The organism is Marinobacter suaedae, assembly GCF_030519635.1.
In the GTDB taxonomy this organism is placed as follows: domain Bacteria; phylum Pseudomonadota; class Gammaproteobacteria; order Pseudomonadales; family Oleiphilaceae; genus Marinobacter; species Marinobacter suaedae.
In genome coordinates, this window is sequence record NZ_JAUMIS010000002.1 from 1390509 (window position 1) to 1410845 (window position 20337).

General features: G+C 58.6%; 19 protein-coding genes. 5 read left to right on the forward strand and 14 right to left on the reverse strand.

The window, feature by feature from the left end:
* Positions 1-69: 69 nt before the first annotated feature.
* From QVZ43_RS15240 to QVZ43_RS15250, 3 genes are read right to left on the reverse strand one after another with little or no spacing between them, the layout of a single operon-like run.
* Complete coding sequence (locus tag QVZ43_RS15240) at positions 70-909, reverse strand: thymidylate synthase (RefSeq protein WP_302910607.1); 840 nt, start codon at positions 907-909, stop codon at positions 70-72.
* Positions 906-1694: a prolipoprotein diacylglyceryl transferase gene (lgt, locus tag QVZ43_RS15245; RefSeq protein WP_302910608.1), complete on the reverse strand. Its 789-nt coding sequence runs from the start codon at positions 1692-1694 to the stop codon at positions 906-908. Before lgt ends, QVZ43_RS15240 begins: the two co-directional genes overlap by 4 nt.
* 10 nt (positions 1695-1704) lie before the next feature.
* Positions 1705-2502, reverse strand: coding sequence for a sulfite exporter TauE/SafE family protein (locus QVZ43_RS15250; RefSeq protein ID WP_223792711.1), 798 nt, complete (start codon positions 2500-2502; stop codon positions 1705-1707).
* A gap of 89 nt (positions 2503-2591) precedes the next feature.
* Between QVZ43_RS15250 and QVZ43_RS15255 the strand changes: the two genes are divergently transcribed.
* From QVZ43_RS15255 to dxs, 4 genes are all read left to right on the forward strand, one after another.
* Positions 2592-3365: an NRDE family protein gene (locus QVZ43_RS15255; RefSeq protein WP_302910609.1), complete on the forward strand. Its 774-nt coding sequence runs from the start codon at positions 2592-2594 to the stop codon at positions 3363-3365.
* Between the two features lie 67 nt (positions 3366-3432).
* On the forward strand, positions 3433-3690 hold the full coding sequence (locus tag QVZ43_RS15260) for an exodeoxyribonuclease VII small subunit (RefSeq protein ID WP_223792709.1): 258 nt from the start codon (positions 3433-3435) through the stop codon (positions 3688-3690).
* On the forward strand, positions 3687-4583 hold the full coding sequence (locus tag QVZ43_RS15265) for a polyprenyl synthetase family protein (RefSeq protein ID WP_302910610.1): 897 nt from the start codon (positions 3687-3689) through the stop codon (positions 4581-4583). Before QVZ43_RS15260 ends, QVZ43_RS15265 begins: the two co-directional genes overlap by 4 nt.
* Before the next feature lie 133 nt (positions 4584-4716).
* Positions 4717-6648: a 1-deoxy-D-xylulose-5-phosphate synthase gene (gene dxs / locus QVZ43_RS15270; RefSeq protein WP_302910611.1), complete on the forward strand. Its 1932-nt coding sequence runs from the start codon at positions 4717-4719 to the stop codon at positions 6646-6648.
* A gap of 79 nt (positions 6649-6727) precedes the next feature.
* On the opposite strand, the gene ribA is transcribed toward dxs, so the two are convergent.
* The 6 genes from ribA to QVZ43_RS15300 all read right to left on the reverse strand — a co-directional run bounded on the left by ribA (position 6728) and on the right by QVZ43_RS15300 (position 14196).
* Positions 6728-7342 carry a GTP cyclohydrolase II gene (gene ribA / locus QVZ43_RS15275; RefSeq protein ID WP_302910612.1) on the reverse strand — a complete coding sequence of 205 codons (615 nt, stop codon included), beginning with the start codon at positions 7340-7342 and terminating at the stop codon, positions 6728-6730.
* Between the two features lie 132 nt (positions 7343-7474).
* Positions 7475-7954, reverse strand: coding sequence for a cyclic pyranopterin monophosphate synthase MoaC (moaC, locus tag QVZ43_RS15280; protein WP_302910613.1), 480 nt, complete (start codon positions 7952-7954; stop codon positions 7475-7477).
* Positions 7955-8027: 73 nt separating this feature from the next.
* Positions 8028-8999 (reverse strand): Nudix family hydrolase, encoded by a 972-nt coding sequence (locus tag QVZ43_RS15285; protein WP_302910614.1) that lies wholly within the window; start codon positions 8997-8999, stop codon positions 8028-8030.
* Between the two features lie 2 nt (positions 9000-9001).
* Positions 9002-10219, reverse strand: a complete 1218-nt coding sequence (gene argJ, locus QVZ43_RS15290; protein ID WP_302910615.1) for a bifunctional glutamate N-acetyltransferase/amino-acid acetyltransferase ArgJ — start codon at positions 10217-10219, stop codon at positions 9002-9004.
* A gap of 105 nt (positions 10220-10324) precedes the next feature.
* Entirely contained in the window at positions 10325-13069 is a 2745-nt protein-coding gene (gene secA / locus QVZ43_RS15295) for a preprotein translocase subunit SecA (protein ID WP_302910616.1), read from the reverse strand.
* 191 nt (positions 13070-13260) lie between these two features.
* The gene (locus tag QVZ43_RS15300; protein WP_302910673.1) at positions 13261-14196 is read right to left on the reverse strand and encodes a M23 family metallopeptidase; all 936 of its coding nucleotides are present in this window, start codon (positions 14194-14196) and stop codon (positions 13261-13263) included.
* Between the two features lie 228 nt (positions 14197-14424).
* On the opposite strand from QVZ43_RS15300, the gene QVZ43_RS15305 reads away from it, so the two are divergent.
* Positions 14425-14871 (forward strand): DUF721 domain-containing protein, encoded by a 447-nt coding sequence (locus QVZ43_RS15305; RefSeq protein WP_223792700.1) that lies wholly within the window; start codon positions 14425-14427, stop codon positions 14869-14871.
* An 11-nt stretch (positions 14872-14882) separates the two neighbouring features.
* On the opposite strand, the gene lpxC is transcribed toward QVZ43_RS15305, so the two are convergent.
* The 5 genes from lpxC to QVZ43_RS15330 all read right to left on the reverse strand — a co-directional run bounded on the left by lpxC (position 14883) and on the right by QVZ43_RS15330 (position 20337).
* Entirely contained in the window at positions 14883-15800 is a 918-nt protein-coding gene (gene lpxC, locus QVZ43_RS15310) for a UDP-3-O-acyl-N-acetylglucosamine deacetylase (RefSeq protein ID WP_223792699.1), read from the reverse strand.
* A gap of 206 nt (positions 15801-16006) precedes the next feature.
* A complete protein-coding gene (gene ftsZ / locus QVZ43_RS15315; RefSeq protein ID WP_223792698.1) occupies positions 16007-17164 on the reverse strand; it encodes a cell division protein FtsZ in 1158 nt (385 codons plus the stop codon).
* Between the two features lie 104 nt (positions 17165-17268).
* Positions 17269-18504: a cell division protein FtsA gene (gene ftsA, locus QVZ43_RS15320; RefSeq protein WP_223792697.1), complete on the reverse strand. Its 1236-nt coding sequence runs from the start codon at positions 18502-18504 to the stop codon at positions 17269-17271.
* Between the two features lie 35 nt (positions 18505-18539).
* Positions 18540-19379: a cell division protein FtsQ/DivIB gene (locus QVZ43_RS15325; RefSeq protein WP_302910617.1), complete on the reverse strand. Its 840-nt coding sequence runs from the start codon at positions 19377-19379 to the stop codon at positions 18540-18542.
* The gene (locus tag QVZ43_RS15330; RefSeq protein WP_302910674.1) at positions 19372-20337 is read right to left on the reverse strand and encodes a D-alanine--D-alanine ligase; all 966 of its coding nucleotides are present in this window, start codon (positions 20335-20337) and stop codon (positions 19372-19374) included. Before QVZ43_RS15330 ends, QVZ43_RS15325 begins: the two co-directional genes overlap by 8 nt.

Consider the following 20337-nt stretch of genomic DNA (forward strand, 5'->3'; position numbering starts at 1 on the left):
GGCTCCGCACAGTTTCGAACAGCGCTACCTGCCACTCGCGATCAAAGTGATGTAAAAGCCTGCCCAGGCTTAAATCGCGATCGGCGCCTTGATCACCGGATGAGGGTCATATCCCTCGAACTCGAAGTCTTCCAGTTCGTAATCGAAGATGGACTCCGGCTTGCGCTTGATCACCAGTTTCGGCAGAGCCCGCGGCTCACGCTTGAGCTGCTCGAACACGATGTCGTCGGTCAGGTGGTTCTGGTACAGGTGACAATCGCCGAAGGTGTGGACAAACTCGCCCACATCCAGATCGCACTGCTGGGCAATCATGTGGGTCAGCAAGGCATAGGAGGCAATGTTGAACGGCACGCCCAGGAACAGGTCGGCGCTGCGCTGATAGAGCTGGCAGGACAGCTTGCCGTCGGTCACGTAGAACTGGAACAGGCAATGGCAGGGAGCCAACGCCATACGGCCTTCTCGGACGTTGTCCTGCGGGCTGATGGCTTCATCCGGCAATTCGGCCGGATTCCAGGCGGACACGATCAGTCGGCGGGAATTGGGCTTGGTCCGGATTTGCTCAATGACTTCGCTGATCTGATCCACTACTCGGCCATCCGGGCATTGCCAGCTGCGCCACTGCTTCCCGTAGATCGGGCCCAGGTCGCCATCTTCCAGTGCCCACTCGTTCCAGATGGATACCTTGCGCTCTTTGAGCCAGTTGTTGTCGGTGGAACCTTTCAGGAACCACAGCAGTTCGTAGATGATGCTGCGGAGGTGCACCTTCTTGGTGGTCACCAGCGGGAAGCCTTCCTGCAGGTTGAAACGGATCTGGCGTCCGAACACCGAACGGGTGCCTACTCCGGTGCGGTCACCCTTATCAAACCCATTATCAACAACGTCCTGCATCAAATCGAGATAGGCCTTCATTCAGCATGTCTCCGGTAAGCAATCAACATCAGGGCAATACCCGCGATAATCATCGGCGTGGACAACACCTGCCCCATGGTAAGCCAGTCAAAGGCGAGGTATCCGAGCTGCGGATCCGGCTGGCGAACGAACTCCACCATAAACCGGAATACCCCGTAAAAAATCAGGAATGCCCCCGACACCGCCATCCGCGGTCTCGGTTTGGCCGAGAACCACCAGAGAATGACGAACAGGGCCACACCTTCAAGGGCAAACTGGTAAAGCTGGGACGGATGACGGGCCAGGCTGTCCGGCGCGGTGCGGAACACCATGCCCCAGGGCACGTCTGTGGCCTTGCCCCACAGCTCACCGTTTATAAAGTTTCCAATCCGACCGGCACCCAGACCGACCGGCACCAGAGGCGCTACGAAATCGGCAATGCGCCAGAACCCGGCACCGACCTTGCGACCATACCACCACATAGCCAGCATCACGCCGAGCAGGCCACCGTGGAACGACATGCCCCCTTCCCACACCCGGAACAGCCAGAGCGGGTCCGCCAGGAAAGCATCGAAGTTATAGAAAATCACATAGCCAAAGCGGCCACCAAGGATAACGCCAAGGGCAATATAGAAGAGCAAGTCACCCATCTGCTCTTCATTGATGGGCGACCAGGGCTTGCGGGTACGCAGACGGCCAAGCCACCAGCCCACGACAAAACCGACCAGATAGGTCAGGCCATACCAGTGTATTTTGAACGGACCAATGGCAATGGCCACCGGGTCAATCTGCGGATGCTGCAGCATCAACAACCTCTCAACTCAGAAGAAAACGAAGCCCGACCAGTAAAAGAAATACCGCAAAGATGCGCTTGAGCAACATCGCGTCCAGCCGGTGAGCCAGCGACGCACCTACTTTGGCGAACAGCACACTCGTCGCGATAATGCCCAGCATCGCCGGCAGGTAAATAAAGCCCAGACTGTATTCCGGCAGCGCGGCATTGTTCCAGCCCGTCCCGATATTACTCAGCGCACCGGCTACGGCGATAGGCAAACCACACGCGGCCGAGGTGCCAACCGCGCTCTGCATCCGCACGTTGCACCAGTTCAGGAAAGGAACGGTCAAGGTGCCGCCACCGATGCCAAAGATGGCGGACGCCCAGCCGATTCCACCGCCAGCCGTGGCCAGCCCGGCGTTACCGGGCACATCTCGCCCTGGTTTCGGCTCGGCCCCCAGCAGCATCTTGATGGCCACGAGGATGACAAACACCCCAATGACCATTTCCAGCACTGGGCCACTGAGCAGGGACGCTGTCCAGGCACCCAGGATAGCGCCAATGACAATGCCGACCGCCATCGGGCGAAATACATCCCACCGGACAGCGCCACGGCTGTGGTGTGAACGCACCGAGCTGATCGAGGTAAACACAATGGTGGCCAGCGACGTACCCACGGCGAGATGCGCCGCCACCTCCGGACTCACCCCCTGAATTCCGAAGCTGAAAATCAGCACCGGTACGATGATCAGGCCACCGCCAATACCAAACAACCCCGCCAGAGTGCCCGCCAAAGCCCCAAGCGCCAGATAGGAAACTACTACGTACAACAGACTCATCGGCGTATCCCTACCCCAAGAAAACAAGGCTGGTATGATACACACCGCAACCGCCAACTTCATTACTTCCGGGAGTACCGACCAGCAGCATGTGTCTGATCGCGTTTGCCCTTCACCAGAACCCCCACTTTCCACTGGTGGTCGCCGCCAACCGGGACGAGTTTTTCCGCCGCCCGACCGCCCCGATGGATTGGTGGACGACGGACAACGACATCGCCGTGCTCTCGGGCCGCGACCTGGAGGCCGGCGGCACCTGGCTGGCGATCACCAGGGATGGTACGGTCAGCGCAGTCACTAACGTGCGGGATGGTTCGCCCGAGCGCGGGCTAAGAAGTCGGGGCGAGCTGCCGCTCCGGGCACTGGCGGAGCCGCCAGCCGAATTCCACTCAGAACTCTCAAGCGCCACCGACCAATACGCCGGCTTCAACCTGATTCGGCTGACCGATCAGTCCGGCTGGTACTACAGCAATCGGGATGCGCACCCGGGCCGCTCCGTCCACCGGGGTGTCTATGGCCTGAGTAATCACCTGCTTCAAACGCCCTGGCCGAAACTCCTGCGCCTGCGGGAAGCCGTCGGCACTCTCGTCACCTCGGCGTCCCCGGACGCCGACGAACTGCACAGCCAACTGCGCCGACTACTGCAGGACACCACCCCGGCGCCCGATCACCTCCTACCCGACACGGGTGTCGGGCTGGACACCGAACGTTTTCTCTCCTCACCGTTCATCGAGGGCGACACCTATGGCACCCGCTGTACCACGATTATCACCCTGTCGTCCGCCGGGCACATGACCGTCAGCGAACAATCCTGGGGCCCGCAGGCACACCCCCTGGAATGCCGTCACTTCCACTGGCAGCGATAACCGTAGCGCTCTGATATAATCCGCCCAATTCTCATATCCACTTTCTGACATCCTCCCGGAGACCCCGATGGCTGAAGAACAAAACGCCACCACCATCGCCGATTTCGAAAAATCCCTCGATGAGCTGGAAAAGCTGGTCCGGGATCTGGAGCAGGGCGAGCTGTCGCTGGAGCAGTCACTGGCGGCGTTCGAACGCGGCGTGAAGCTGACGCGGCAATGCCAGCAAGCCCTCAAGTCCGCCGAACAGCGGGTGGAACAGCTGGTGCAAAACAGCGATGGGTCGCTTGAGACCCGTCCCTTCAGCCCGGACGACAACAGCCAATGAGCAAAGGGAAACACTCGGGGCTGGATTTCCTCGATGCCTGCCAAGCCCGTGTCGACGAAGAACTGGATCGCTGCATCGAGCGCAGCAGCGCCTCCAACCGGCTCCAGGAAGCCATGCGATACAGCGTGCTTGGTGGCGGCAAACGTATTCGCCCAGCCCTGTGCCTGGGTGCCGCCAGCGCCGTTGGACACACGGGCGATAACGCCCTGGTGCCGGCCTGCGCCCTGGAACTCATCCACGCGTACTCACTGATCCATGACGATCTACCCGCCATGGACGATGATGACCTGCGCCGGGGCCGGCCAACCACCCATATTGCCTTCGATGAGGCCACCGCCATTCTGGCGGGCGATGCCCTGCAAACCCTGGCTTTCAGCTGGCTGACAGAGACTGGAAGCTTTGATGCCGAGACCAGGCTCGCGATGGTTCGCGAACTGGCCCGGGCAAGCGGGCACAAAGGCATGGTCGGAGGACAGGCCATTGACCTGGAATCGGTCGGACAAAAGCTGACACTCAGCCAGCTGGAAACCATGCACCGGCACAAGACCGGCGCACTGATCGAAGCAAGTGTTATCCTTGGAGCGCTGTCGAGCGGCTCGGTTTCGGACGCAGAGCAGGCCTCACTGACCGAGTACGCCAAGGCACTTGGCCTGGCGTTCCAGGTTCAGGACGATTTGCTGGATATCGAAGGCGACACTGAAATCATCGGCAAGCCTCAGGGCTCCGATATGGCGCGAGACAAACCCACCTACCCCGCGCTGCTTGGCATTGAAGGTGCCCGCGAGCATCTCGACGCGTTACTGAACCACGCACTGAACAGCCTGCGGGATTTCGGCCCCGAAGCTGATCCGCTGAGGGCCATGGCCAATTACATAGTGGCAAGGACCCATTGATCAGGGGCGCCCAAAAAGCGCACACTCAACGATGACAAAGTAGCAGTGACTGGCCCGATAAGTGTGAAACAGCCCGACCTGTTCCCTTATAATGCCATCCTGTTGCCGAATACTCTGGAATAGACCCGAGCAGATGCAGGAAACCTACACCTTCAAGGAAATCCCCTCTCAGCGGCCCAATACCCCGTTGCTGAACCGGATCGATTCACCGGCCCAGCTTCGCGACTTGCCGGCTGAGCAGCTCACCCAGCTCGCCAGAGAGCTTCGGGCCTTCCTACTGTGGTCAGTCGGACAGACCGGTGGCCATTTTGGCGCTGGCCTCGGTGTACTGGAACTGACCGTTGCACTGCACTACGTCTTCAACACCCCCGAAGACCGGTTGGTCTGGGACGTGGGTCATCAGGCCTACCCCCACAAAATCCTCACCGGTCGCCGCGAACAGATGGATACCATCCGTCGAAAGGGCGGACTGGCCGGTTTCCCCAAACGGGGCGAGAGCGAATACGATACCTTCGGTGTGGGACACTCCAGCACCTCCATCAGCGCAGCCCTGGGCATGGCCATTGCGGCCCGCATGCAGAACACCGGGCGCAAGAGCATCGCAGTGATTGGTGATGGCGCAATGACCGCCGGCATGGCCTTTGAAGCCCTCAATCACGCCGGTCACCTGCACGCCGACATGCTGGTGGTACTGAACGACAACGACATGTCGATCTCCCACAATGTAGGCGGCCTGTCCAACTACTTCGCCAAGCTGCTTGCCAGCCGGACCTACAACCAGATGCGTGACAGCAGCAAGAAGGTGCTGCAGAGCACACCGCACCTGATGGCCCTGGCCAGGAAGACCGAAGAACACTTCAAGGGCATGATTGCTCCCAGCACTCTGTTTGAAGAACTGGGGTTCAATTACATCGGCCCCATCGATGGCCACGATCTGCCCCTGTTGGTAGAAACCCTGGAGAACATCCGGGAACTGGACGGCCCGCAATTCCTGCACGTGGTCACCACCAAAGGCAAAGGCTTTGCCCCGGCGGAAGCCGATCCCATTGGTTACCACGCGATCAACAAGATTGAACCGGTTCCCCCCAGCAAACCGGAACCGGTTCCCGCCCAGCCTGCACGCCCCAAATACGCCAACGTGTTTGGCCAGTGGCTGTGTGACGCGGCGGAGCAGGATGATCGGGTAGCCGGCATTACCCCGGCCATGTGTGAGGGTTCGGATCTGCTCGAATTCTCGAAGCGTTTCCCGGATCGCTATTTCGATGTCGCCATCGCTGAACAGCATTCAGTGACCCTGGCTGCTGGCCTGGCCTGTGATGGTGCAAAACCAGTCGTGGCGATTTACTCCACCTTCCTGCAACGGGGCTACGATCAGCTCGTGCACGATGTCGCCATCCAGGACCTGGATGTTCTGTTTGCCATTGACCGGGCTGGCCTGGTCGGTGAAGACGGCCCCACCCATGCTGGCGCCTTCGACATCAGTTATCTGCGTTGCATTCCGAACATGGTGATCATGACACCGTCGGATGAGAATGAGACCCGGCAGCTGCTGCACACCGGGCTGGTCTACAACGGCCCCGCCGCCGTGCGTTACCCGCGAGGCACTGGCCCCGGCGCAACGATCGAGCAGGCGCTCTCCGGGTTTCCGATAGGAAAAGGGCGCACCGTACGGGAAGGCTCAGGCATTGCAATCCTGAATTTCGGCACCCTGCTGTCATCGGCACTGGAAGCGGCCGAAGCATTAGACGCCACCGTGGCGGATATGCGCTTCGTGAAACCCCTGGATGAAGCGATGGTGCTTGAGCTGGCAGAACAGCATGAGCTGCTGGTGACACTGGAAGAGAACACCATTGCCGGCGGCGCGGGCAGTGCGGTCACCGAATTCCTCAACAGCCAGGAAGTGGTGATGCCGGTTTTGCAACTGGGCCTGCCTGACGTATTCATCGACCACGGTAAGCACGGTGAACTGCTGAGTGACTGCGGACTGGATGCCAAGGGCATCCGCAAGGCTATTGCCGAGCGGATGGAACGGCTACAGCACCAGAGCCTGAAAGTGGTGAAGTAGAGGGTTCAGAGCCCGACGAACTGACAATCAAAAGCCCACCGTTTGGTGGGCTTTTTTCGTATCCGCCGGGCAAGCTCCGTCAGTCTTCAGGGTCGTCGTCCTGATGGGTATCGAGCCAGTGCCCAAGCTTGTTTTGCTTGGTCGCCAGATAGCCTTCGTTATGGGGATTCTGGCCGACATGCAGGGGCACCCGCTCCGCGATGGTAATCCCGTATGAGCTCAGGGCCTTCACTTTGCGCGGATTGTTGGTCATCAGCCGCAGGCTTTTGATACCCAGATGCTCCAGCATATCCTTGCACATGCTGTAGTCCCGAAGATCCGCAGAAAAGCCCAGTTGCTCGTTGGCCTCAACCGTATCAGCTCCCTGATCCTGAAGGTGGTAAGCACGAATCTTGTTCAGCAGGCCGATACCGCGGCCTTCCTGGCGAAGGTACAGGAGAATGCCACGACCTTCCCGCGCAATACTGCGCAACGCTTCTTCCAGCTGATAACCACAGTCGCAACGCATGCTGTAAAGCGCATCACCAGTCAGGCACTCCGAGTGGGTTCGCGCCAGCATCGGTTCATCGCCATCCAGCTCTCCCAGGGTCAGGGCCACGTGCTCTTTGCCCGTGCCCGGCTCCTCGAAACCGTGCATGTCGAACACCCCGAACGGGGTTGGCAACCGGCAAGTCTGGATGTAACGAACAGCCACAGTCGTTCCTCGTGGTTCAGTCAATCGGGCGCGCATTCTAACACGCACCCCTCCCATGGCGTAGCCCTACCAGAATGGACAGACCAGACGCCCAGAAATGTCCGGAGCTTACGTTAACTGGCGGTGAACAGATTATCCCTGAGCAATCCAATGGCCACTGCGGCCGCCTTTTTTCTCCAGTAACCGGACCTGACCGATTTCCATGCCCCGATCCACCGCCTTACACATATCATACAGCGTCAGCGCGGCGACACTCGCGGCAGTCAGCGCCTCCATCTCAACCCCGGTTTGCCCGGCCAGCTTGCAACGGGTGAGCACATGAACGGACGCGCCATCGTCGCCGGGGGTTAATTCAACCTTCACGGAGGTCAGGTTCAGCGAGTGGCACAGCGGAATCAGATCGTGTGTTTTCTTGGCCGCCATGATGCCGGCGATCCGGGCGACCGCGAGCACATCGCCCTTGGGATGCTCGCCCTCGACGATCATGGTCAGCGTCTCCGGGGCCATGCGAATGGTCGCCTCGGCCCTCGCCTCACGCTCGGTCACAGCCTTGTCTGTGACGTCCACCATTCTGGCCTCGCCCTTGTCATCCAGATGAGTCAACTTGCTCACATCGATCCCTCATTTATGTTGAAAACGCTTACTCACAGTATGGCAGGCACCCGGTTGTCAGGCCCCTACCTGGTCAATCTTCCGAACACCAGAAACGGATTCCCGCTATTCCCTGACCACCTCTCTCTGTCGCCTTGGGCACATCAGAAGCGCTCAGGCCGCCCAGTGCATAAACCGGCACCCTGGCGCGCTGAGCCATCTCCTCAAATGCCAACCACCCGATCCCCGGGGCTTCGGGATGACTGGGTGTGGGCAGAACCGGGCCAAGGGTGACATAGTCCGCCCCCAGGGTTTCCGCGTGCGCAATCTCCTCAGCGGTGTGGCAGGACACCCCAAGCCACACGCCGGATGGCACCGGCCGCGCATCCAACACCCTGGCCTGGCGCCAGGGAAGATGCAGGCCAGCGATGCCAGGCAGAGCCTCAAAACGGTCCGGGGCACCATGGACGATCAGGCCGGCACCGGCAGACTGGCATGACAACAACACGCCACCCAACAGTTTCCGATACCGCTGTACATCAAGCTCCGGTGCTCTCAGGACCAGTAGGTCCGGTCGTTTGCGCTCTAAGGCACGGCAAAGCTTTCCGGCGCTGTCACCATTAGCCTCAATGGAACCACTGATCGCCAACTGGCGAGGCAGACGAACAGCCCGGATAATCGGTCGGTTCGCTGCGGGAAACTCTTCATCACGAAAGTCTTCAGGCCGGAGCCACTCGATGGGCTGCCCTTCCCGCCCCTCTGGCTCGCCCTCAGCCTCGCTCGTACGCCAGACATCCAGAAAAACCTGTTTATCGCCATAGTCGTGGCGAATACCGATGACCGGCTCCAGCGAAGCCTCAGGCACCGACAAACCGGTTTCCTCGGCAATCTCCCTCACCAATGCCTGCTGAACGGTCTCGCCCGCCTCAACCTTGCCCCCGGGAAACTCCAGCAAACCACCCTGATGGGTGTGATCCGGACGCCGGGCAATCAGCACCCGACCTTGCCGCTCGATCACAGCAACCGCGACGTGGACTTCCTTCCTGGCTTTGGTGACGTCGGCCATGGTCAGGTTCGGTACTCCGCATTAATGGTGACGTAATCGTGGGACAGGTCGCAGGTCCATACAGTCTCATTGACCTGTCCGCGCTTGAGATCGATGGTGATGGTGATTTCTTCCTGATCCATGACCGCCTGACCACGCGCTTCCGAATAATCCACTGCACGACCGCCATTTCGAACCAGGCAGACGTCTCCGAGGAATATCTCCAGGGCGTTCAGGTCGAGATCAGGCACTCCGGCACGACCGACCGCGGCGAGAACCCGCCCCCAGTTCGGATCCGAAGCAAACAGCGCGGTTTTGACCAGCGGGGAATGAGCAACGGTGTACGCCACATCCAGGGCTTCCTGGGAAGCTTTCGCCCCCTGTACGTCGATGGTGACAAACTTGCTGGCGCCCTCGCCATCTCGAACGATGGCATGGGCCAGTTCCAGATAGACCGCCCAGAGCGCGTCACGAAGATTGTGCAAAGCTGGACTGTCCGCCGTAATCTCTGGGCCGGAGTAGTGCCCGCTGGCGACCAGCATGCAGCAATCGTTGGTCGAAGTGTCACCGTCAATGGTGATCCGGTTAAAGGAGCTCTCCCCCAGCTCCGACGCCAGCGTGCGTAGCAAGCCGGGCTCAATCTTCGCATCGGTGGCGATAAAACCAAGCATGGTCGCCATGTTGGGACGGATCATCCCTGCCCCTTTGCTGATGCCCGAGATAGTGACTGTGTGGCCATCCAGATCAATTTTACGGGTAGCCCCCTTGGGCCGGGTATCGGTGGTCATAATCCCGGCGGCTGCCTCTCGCCAGTGATTCTCATCCACGCCGGCGAGCGCCTGAGGGATGGCACCTGTAATCCGTTCGACCGGCAGAGGCTCGCCAATCACGCCCGTTGAAAACGGCAAAACCTCTTCAGGACTAACCCCGGCTGACTTTGCCAGGGCCTCACAACAAGTTCTGGCGTCGGCCATACCCTGAGCCCCCGTTCCCGCGTTGGCATTACCAGTGTTGATCAGCAGGTACCGTGGCGGTTTCGCGGCCAGATTCTCCCGGCTCAGGGTAACCGGCGCTGCGCAAAATGCGTTCTGAGTGAAAATACCGGCCGTCCTGCTACCAGGCGCCAGTTCAAACACCACCAGATCCTTACGGCCGGGGGTCTTGATACCCGCGCTGGCAACACCCAGACGCACGCCTTTTACCGGTAAAAATTCAGGCAACTCTCCGGGGCCTACTGCCATTGTCTCTCTCCTCTGACAATCCCAAACCAGACGATGTAAAACGGAAAAACCCGCAGCCTGATAACATCAGGGTGCGGGCTTGAACCTCCGAGTCAGTGCCGGCGATCAGCTGACCTTGCCATGGCACTGCTTGTATTTCTTACCGGAGCCGCAAGGGCACGGTTCGTTCCGGCCCACTTTACGCCCCTCACGCACGAACGTTTCCGGCGTAGCCGGTTGTGCCGAACCTTCACCAGAGTCGTCACCCTGGGCCTGGCTTTGTGCCGCACTGGTTTCGTCGTGGCGCAATTTTGCTTTTGCCAACTCGTTCTCAAGAGCCTCTTTACGGCGACGCTCTACCGCTTCCATTTCTTCCTGGCTCTGAACACGCACGTGACACAGGATCCGGGCCACATCACGCTTCATTGCCTCAAGCATTTCCTGAAACAGGTTGAACGCCTCGCGTTTGTATTCCTGTTTCGGATTCTTTTGGGCGTAGCCACGCAGGTGAATACCGCGGCGCAGATGGTCCATGTTGGACAGGTGCTCTTTCCAGAGCGTATCCAGCACCTGCAGGAAAACCTGCTTCTCAAACTTGCGCATGGCTTCAGCGCCGGCAATCTCTTCCTTCGCCTTATAGGCCGCGACGATTTCGTCGAGGATTTTCTGGCGCAGGGTCTCTTCGTGGAGCTTGCTGTCTTCGTCCAGCCACTTCTGAACCGGCAGCTCGATTGCCAGCTCGGACTGCAACTGCGCCTCCAGACCAGCGACATCCCACTGCTCTGCCATGCTCTGGGGCGGAATGTATTCGCTGATCAGTGAATCGACCACGTCTGCGCGAACAACGTCGACCATATCGGAGACGTCTTCCGAGGACATGACTTCGTTGCGCTGCTCGTAGATAACGGTCCGCTGGTCGTTGGCTACGTCATCGTATTCAAGCAGGGTCTTACGCATGTCGAAGTTGCGTCCTTCAACCTTGCGCTGGGATTTTTCAATGGCATTGGTGACCATGCGATGCTCGATGGCCTCGCCCTTCTTCATACCCATGGCCTGCATCAGGTTCTTGACCCGCTCAGGCGCAAAGATCCGCATCAGGTTATCTTCCAGTGACAGGAAGAAACGGGAAGAACCGGGATCGCCCTGACGACCGGCACGACCGCGCAACTGGTTATCGATCCGGCGAGATTCGTGACGCTCGGTACCGATGATGTGCAGACCACCGGCTTCCAGCACCTGATTGTGACGCTCGGTCCACTCGGCTTTCATGCGCGCGACCTGTTCTTCGGACGGATCGTCCAGGGCCGCCACTTCGTATTCCCAGTTACCGCCCAACACAATATCAGTACCCCGGCCCGCCATATTGGTGGCAATGGTCACGGCACCGGGACGGCCCGCCTGGGCAATAATGAGCGCCTCAGACTCGTGCTGTTTGGCGTTCAGGATCTTGTGGTCAATGCGGGCCTTTTTCAGGAGCATGGACAACAATTCGGACGCTTCGATGGAGGCCGTACCTACCAGGATGGGACGACCTTCGGCCGTTACGTCCTTGATCTCATCAATGATCGCGTGGAACTTCTCTTCCTGGGTCAGGTAGATAAGGTCATTGTAATCAATCCGCTGGATCGGCTTGTTGGGCGGAATCACCACCACATCCAGGCCGTAAATCTGGCGGAATTCGAACGCTTCGGTATCGGCTGTACCGGTCATGCCGGCAAGCTTGTTGTACAGACGGAAGTAATTCTGGAAGGTTGTTGAAGCCAGGGTCTGGCTCTCGGCCTGGATGTTGACCCCCTCTTTGGCTTCGATCGCCTGGTGCAGCCCTTCACTCCAGCGACGGCCCGGCATGGTCCGGCCGGTGTGCTCATCGACGATAACAACCTGTCCGCCCTGAACGATGTAATCCACATCTTTCTGGAACAGGTGATGGGCCCGGAGTGCCGAGTGCACGTGATGGAGCAGGCTCAGGTTCGAAGCGGAGTAAAGGCTTTCTCCTTCAGCAAGCAGTTCCTTTTCGAGCAGCAGCTGCTCTACTTTTTCGTGACCGGACTCGGTCAGCTCCACCTGGCGGGCTTTCTCATCGAGGGTGAAATCACCGCTGGCCTCGCCTTCTTCGGAAATTTCGCCTTTATCAAGAAGCGGAATCAAGGTGTTAATGGACTTGTACAGCTTGGAGCTGTCTTCGGCCGCACCGGAAATAATCAATGGGGTCCGAGCCTCGTCGATGAGGATGGAGTCCACCTCATCGACGATGGCAAAGTTCAGGCCTCGCTGGACCTTATCTTCGCTACTGAACGCCATGTTGTCGCGCAGGTAGTCGAAGCCGAATTCGTTGTTGGTACCGTAGGTGATGTCAGCCTGGTAGGCCGCGCGCTTTTCTTCGGAAGATTGGCCCGAAACCACAACGCCCACCTGCATACCCAGGAAGCGGTAGAGTTTGCCCATCCACTCGGCATCCCGGCGGGCCAGGTAATCGTTCACTGTAACAACATGCACGCCCTTACCGGACAACGCGTTCAGGTACACCGCCGCGGTCGCCACCAGTGTTTTACCTTCACCGGTCTTCATTTCCGCAATCCGGCCTTCGTGCAGGGTCATACCACCGATCAGCTGGACATCGTAATGGCGCATCCCCATAACCCGGCGGCTGGCCTCTCGAGCAGTCGCAAACGCCTCTGGCAGAAGGGCGTCCAGTGTCTCGCCTTCGTCCAGTCGACGACGGAACTCAGCGGTCTTTCCTTGCAACTCGGTGTCGGACAAATTACCCAGCTGTTCTTCAAGCTCATTGATGCGCAAGACATCTTTACGCATCCGCTTGATCTCTCGTGAGTTTTTACTGCCGAACATCTTTGTTGCAAGCTTTGTGAACATATACCACTGCTTCTTTGGTTTAACGGGGGAGCCGGCATTCTAACCTTATTTCGTAACAGGAAAAAAGACGACCCTGTTTAACGAGGCGAGTGCCAGACGACGAATGCGCAGAATCCGACGGTGCGGACGCAAGTCCGACCGACGGAGTGAAGTTCAAAACAAGGAAACGAACAGATGCGATATCGCCCGCATCACTTGCTGGAGCGGGCGATATATTTGACCGGATCTTTGGAGCGACCGTTGTGCAGAACTTCGAAATGAACATGGGGACCGGTTGATCGGCCTGTACTACCCATCAGGGCAACAACCTGACCTTTCTGAACCACATCCCCCTTGTTAACGACGACTTCCTTGCAGTGGCCGTAACGGGTCACCAGGCCATCGCCATGATCTATCTCAACGAGGTTCCCATAACCATAACGTTCGCCCGCCCAGGTCACGACACCGCCGGCGACAGAGATGATGTCACTGCCATCTTTGCCGGCTAAATCCACGCCATCGTGCCAGGTCCGCTTTCCGGTAAAGGGATCCGATCGGTAGCCATATTTGGACGACAACCAACCCCAGGTGATCGGCCGACCCTCGACGTACATCTCTTCATCGAGTTTTTGCCGTGAGGCCAGCTTGTCCAGCAAGCGCAACTGCTTTTCCCGGTCTTCGATCAGGTTTTCCAGTCGTCCAATCATGGACATCAGATCAGGCGCAGAAAACGACTCCTTATCGCCCGAATCTTCCGGACCACCTACGGCGGCGGGCTCACCGAAACTGAACTCCTCACTGGCGACCAGTCCGGATTCCACAAATCGTTGACCGAGTGCATCCAGACGCAACAGGCGCCCCTGCATCTCGCCGAGGCGAAGGGTCAGCGCATCAATCTGCTGCTGGGCCGCCTGCTCAACTTCAGCCAGTTCGACCTGCTGCTCGTCCAACCGCGCTTCCCAGTGCGCAACCAACCCGGACGGATTCGCAGCCAACGCACTCGCCTGGTTCAGAGCAAACTGGTACCCGGCCCAGCCGGCAGCACCAATCAACGCCGACACCAGCACTACCATGCCGACAATCAGCATGCCGTTTAGTGTCAACACACGGGACCTCCCGTGGTGCTTGCCAACAAGAATTATGTTCATATCATCATTTGAATCTGTCATTGAGCTGCAACCTCCTGTCCATGCTGTTGCGCTCGGGAACTATCCACGGGGCTTGCCATCCATGACAAAGCGTTGCGCCAAAAGGCACGCACCCGGGTACAGCTGTTAAGTTACCCTGAAAGTAAAAGAAGTCTAAACTAGGGACTACGCACAAACCGTGCCTAAAGTGTAACCAAACGTTAATGGATCCGCGAGAGAAACGCCTACATGTCGCGAAAAAACGCTCAAAAAACGGGCATCGACAGCCTCAGCGGAGCGCCCGGCCTCAACGAACTTTTAAAGAAAGCAGAACTTCATCGCCAGGCTGAATCTCAAGTTCTGGAAGCCATTCCGCCAGAACTGGCCCAAGGCACACGATTCGTCAGTTGCCATGAAGGCGAACTGATTTTATCGGCAGAGAATGCCAGTAAAGCATCCCGAATCCGGTTCCGCCAGCATGAAATAATGGAAAAGGTACGCGCGAACGAATTGTTCCAGTACGTCTGGAAGCTCAAGGTGAAGGTGGCACCCCCACGTTTTAGCGAACGTCCAGCGCACAAAAAGGAGCCTTTGAGCAAAGAAAATGCCCGGCTCCTCAAAGAGGAGGCCGGGCACACGAAGGATAAAAAACTACGCGAGGTTCTCGAAAAACTCGCTAGTCACGTTCGTGACTGAAACACTTTATCTCAAGCCGGAGCGGCCAACACGGGCTTCATGTAAGAGATAGGCGCGGTCGCTTCGTCATCGAAGGTCACCACTTCCCATGCATCTTCTTCTGCCCGCAGCTTACGCAGCAGCTTGTTGTTCAGGTCGTGACCGGACTTGATGCCACGGAACTCACCGATCAGGCTGTTGCCCAACAGGTACAGATCGCCGATTGCATCCAACACTTTGTGCTTGACGAACTCGTCGTCGTAACGAAGACCGTCTTCGTTAAGGATCTTGTAGTCGTCAACCACGATGGCGTTGTCAACACTTCCACCCAGAGCCAGGTTCATTGCCCGCAACTTCTCGATGTCCCGCATAAAACCAAAGGTCCGAGCGCGACTCACTTCCTTCACAAACGAAGTACTTGAGAAATCGACGGTAGCGGTCTGTGCCCGCCCCTTGAAAACGGGGTGATCGAAATCGATGCCGAAGCTGACTTTAAATCCGTCGAACGGAAGGAAAGTCGCCTTCTTGTCACCTTCTTCGATGGTCACTTCACGCTTGATGCGAATAAACCGCTTGGCAGCGTCCTGCTCGGCAATGCCGGCAGACTGAAGCAGGAATACGAAAGGTCCGGCGGAGCCATCCATAATCGGCACTTCAGCGGCGCTGAGTTCCACAAAGCAGTTATCGATGCCGAGACCAGCCATAGCGGACAACAGATGCTCTACCGTCGCCACCCGGACACCGTCTTTTACCAGCGTCGTGGACAGCGTGGTCTCACCCACATTTTCCGCACAGGCACGGATCTCGGCCGCTGGCTCGAGGTCGGTCCTGCGGAAGATGATACCCGTGTCAACGGGTGCAGGCTTCAGGGTCAGGTATACCTTTTCCCCGGAATGCAGTCCTACACCGGTGGCACGGATCGTGTTTTTAAGTGTCCGTTGTTTGATCATCGATTCATCATTCCGTCACAAAAATTCGGTATTCAAAGCAATTATTCGGCTCGAAGAATACCAGAAAGCGAAACTGAACACCATTTGACCAATTTGGCTTTGCGTCAACTTTACAATAAGCCAACGCTTGGTAATCAGCGCGTTACCCTGCCTGAAGGCCCTACTCCCTTATCTGGGCCCTCTCAGGGATTCTTCCTCACAAGCTATCAGTCTGCCTGCCGACGGAGGAATGCGGGAATATCGAGATAGTCGACTCCCTGCTCTTCGCTTTCCTTGCTCTGGTCAATGGCCACATTTCCCTGAGAAGCCGCACGGCGACGGAGAACAGCCGGACGATCCAGTTGGTTGTAGTCGGTCTTGCCATCCAGGCTGCGAGTATTGTCCACCACCTTGGTCGGCTTCTCGCGCTCGCCACCCAGACCGGTGGCAACCACGGTCACCTTCAGCTCCTCGGTCATTTCCGGATCGATCACGGTACCGACAACCACCGTCGCTGCATCAGAAGCAAACTCGCGAACAATGTCACCAACCTCGGAGAACTCGCCCAGGTTAAGATCCATACCGGCAGTGATGTTGACCAGAATACCTTTGGCACCCTGCAGGTTGATGTCTTCCAGCAGCGGGCTTCGAACAGCGGCTTCAGCAGCCTCACGAGCGCGGTTTTCGCCAGTCGCCCGACCGGTACCCATCATGGCCATGCCCATCTCGGACATCACGGTTTTCACGTCGGCAAAGTCGACGTTGATCATACCGTTTCGGGTAATCAGATCGGCAATGCCCTGAACAGCGCCCAGCAGCACGTCGTTGGCGGCGGCGAACGCGTCCAGCAGACTGGTTTTCTTGCCCATGACCGCCAGCAGTTTTTCGTTCGGGATGGTGATCAGGGAATCGACATTTTCTTCCAATTCCTTCAACCCGGACTCGGCCACGCTCATACGCTTGCCGCCTTCAAACATGAACGGCTTGGTGACCACGGCGACCGTCAGGATGCCCAGTTCCCGGGCGACATCCGCCACGATCGGCGCAGCGCCGGTACCAGTACCACCGCCCATGCCGGCGGTGATGAACACCATATCCGCACCGTTCAGGGATTCGGCGATACGGTCCCGGTCTTCCAGCGCTGACTGACGGCCGACTTCCGGGTTCGCACCCGCGCCCAAGCCCTTGGTGATGTTGCCGCCCAACTGAATAATCTGGCGGGCGTCCAGGTCGGTCAGGGCCTGGGCATCGGTATTGGCGCAGATAAACTCAACGCCTTCCACGTCGCTATTGAGCATGTGACGCACGGCGTTTCCACCACCGCCGCCTACACCCACGACTTTTATCACAGCGCTTTGCTGGACGTTATCTACAAGTTCAAACATTTCCCCAACTCCTTCGTGTGAGTTCTCAAGCCTTTCAGGCTGTTGTTCACGATTATATTTTCGAGATACCTTCGTTTACTTCACTTACTGCCAGCCGGATACCGTCAAAACTGACCGGTAAACCAGGCCTTCATTCGCTCAACCAGCGACGGCGTTTCTTCGCTCTTGAGCACCGGCGTTCGCCCCAGATCCATCTGGCGAAAGCCGTGAATCAACAACCCGACGCCAGTGGCGTAAATCGGGTTATTGACAACTTCGGTCATGCCCGACACCGCCTGCGGAGACGCAAGCCGGACCGGCATGTGGAAAATTTCCTCGGCCAGTTCCACCACACCTTCCATGGTGGAGGAACCACCGGTAATCACGATCCCCGCTGGAATCAGGTCCTCAAACCCGGACCGGCGCAGTTCAGACTGCACCAGGGTAAAGAGCTCTTCGTAACGGGGCTCGACCACTTCTGCCAGCGCCTGACGAGACAGATCCCGAGGGGCCCTGTCACCCACGCTCGGAACCTTGATGGTTTCATCGGCACCGGCCAGCTGAGTCAGTGCACAGGCGTACTTGATCTTGATCTCTTCCGCGTTCTGGGTCGGCGTGCGAAGCGCCATGGCGATATCATTGGTGACCTGGTCCCCGGCAATAGGGATCACAGCGGTGTGGCGGATCGCGCCGCCGGTGAACACGGCAATGTCGGTGGTACCGCCACCGATATCCACCACGCATACGCCCAGCTCTTTTTCGTCCTCGGTGAGGATGGCGTGGCTGGAAGCCAGCTGCTCAAGGATGATGTCATCGACCTCGAGGCCGCAGCGCTTGACGCACTTTTCGATGTTCTGCGCCGCGTTCACCGCGCAGGTCACCAGGTGCACCTTGGCTTCAAGACGCACACCGGACATACCCAGGGGTTCCTTGATGCCTTCCTGGCTGTCAATGACGAACTCCTGCGGCAGGATGTGCAGTATTTTCTGGTCGGCGGGAATGGCTACCGCCTGGGCAGCATCGATCACCCGGTCGATGTCCGCCTGGGTCACTTCCCGGTCCCGAATGGCGACGATGCCATGGGAGTTCAGGCTCTTGATGTGGCTCCCCGCGATCCCGGCATACACAGAGTGGATCCGGCAACCGGCCATCAGTTCGGCTTCTTCCACCGCACGCTGGATGGCCTGAACGGTGGTCTCGATGTTCACGACCACCCCGCGCTTCAGCCCCCGTGAGGGGTGGGAGCCAATGCCCACGACCTCGATGGTGCCGTCCATTTTGCGCTTACCGACAATCGCAACTACTTTCGACGTGCCGATATCAAGGCCGACAATCATATTTTCCGTTTCAACCGATGACATGTATCTCACCAAACCGTGGTCTGAATTAACCTTTCTTATGATCTCGGACTGGAGGCAGGCTCCGCCGCCTTCCACTGCACTGCCACACCGTTGGTGTATCGTGCGTCCACCCGACTGACTTCTTCCGACCGGGCAACCAGCCGGCTTTCATAAACGTTGATAAACCGCTCAAATCTTTCTTCCACCTGGTCCCGGCCGAGGACGACCTCAATACCGTTACCCAGTTTCAGAGTCCAGGCACCACGCTCCTCCAATGCGAGCCCTGCCAGGCCCAGACCGTGTTCAACCAGGCGCTCACTGAGCGTCTGGGCCATTCGGATGACATCACGCACCCGCTCGTCCGGCCCTGCGAGGTACGGGAGCCTGCCCGCAACCTGCAAATTGGAGGGCGCGAACACCTCGCCAGTCCGGCTTACCAGCCGGCCGTCACCCCAGTACGCGAGCGGCTTCTTCTCGCGAATATCGATTTCCAGGCGATCGGGCCAAACCCGTCTGACCGCTGCCGATTCCACCCAGGGGCGCTGCTCCAGATGCGCTTTAATCTCCGACAGGTCCGTGGCGAAGTAACTCTTGCCAATCCAGTTGCCCGCCGCCCTTTCAATGGCCACCCGGCTGTCGCCAATCAACTCGCCTTTCACATCCACGGCCAGAATCTGCTGGTCCATGGCGCCGAGTATCTTGCCGGTACCCCAGGGCACCATCGCCGCCAGCAACACGATCACCGCTCCCATACCCACCTGAAGCCAGGGCACGGCGCCCAGCACTGCTCTGAACACACCGAACCGGTCCCGCTCAGGCTCAAGGGAGGTCGCCCCCCTTCGCCGCGGGGGATCGGGCGGAACCGCCCGACTCCGGATCAGCAAATGTTCAAGCATTGGCCTCCTCCAGGGTGTCCTCGAGAATACGCACCACCAGTTCCTCAAAGCTGATGCCCGCGGCCTTGGCGGCCATCGGCACCAGGCTGTGATCGGTCATACCCGGCACGGTGTTCAACTCCAGCAACCAGAACTGCCCATCGGCGTCCTGCATGATGTCTACCCGTCCCCAGGTCCGGCAGCCGACAACCTGAAACGCATCAACAGCCAAATGTTGCAGTCGAACCTCGTCGTCCGGCGACAGGCCACAGGGAATCTGGTAACGGGTGTCATCAGCCAGATACTTGGCGTCGTAGTCGTAGAACTCGTGGTCTGTGCTCAGGCCAATCGCCGGCAGGGCCTGGCCCTGCAGCACACTCACGGTAAACTCCGGCCCCTCGATCCATTCTTCGACAAGCACCAGCGAATCCCGTTCGGCGGCGGCACGATAGGCACTGACCAGTTCGTCGGCAGAGCGCACCTTGCGAATACCGATACTGGAGCCTTCCCGGGAAGGCTTGACGCTCAAGGGTGTCCGGAGTTCCGCGACAATCTTTTCGGCTTCGCCTTCGGAGGCCATGGTCCGGAACTTCGGCGTTGGCAGTCCGCAACCTTCAAACACGTACTTGGTGCGCAACTTGTCCATGGCCAGCGCCGAGGCCAGAGTCTCACTGCCGGTAAATGGAATGCCCGCCTGGGACAGAATCGCCTGCAGGGTTCCGTCCTCGCCGCCACGGCCATGCAGCGCGATAAAGACCCGATCAAAGTCCGGATTCTCGACGGTCTTCAACAAGCAGCCGCGCACATCTACGGAGAAGGCATCAACGCCAGCGGACAGCAGCGCAGACAGCACGGCCTTGCCACTGTTCAGGGAAACGTCCCGCTCGGCGGAGTCACCACCCATAAAGACCGCCACCCGGCCCAGTTTCCGGACAAGCTCCGGATCGGCCTGATACGCTTGCGGCTCAGTACGTTGCAT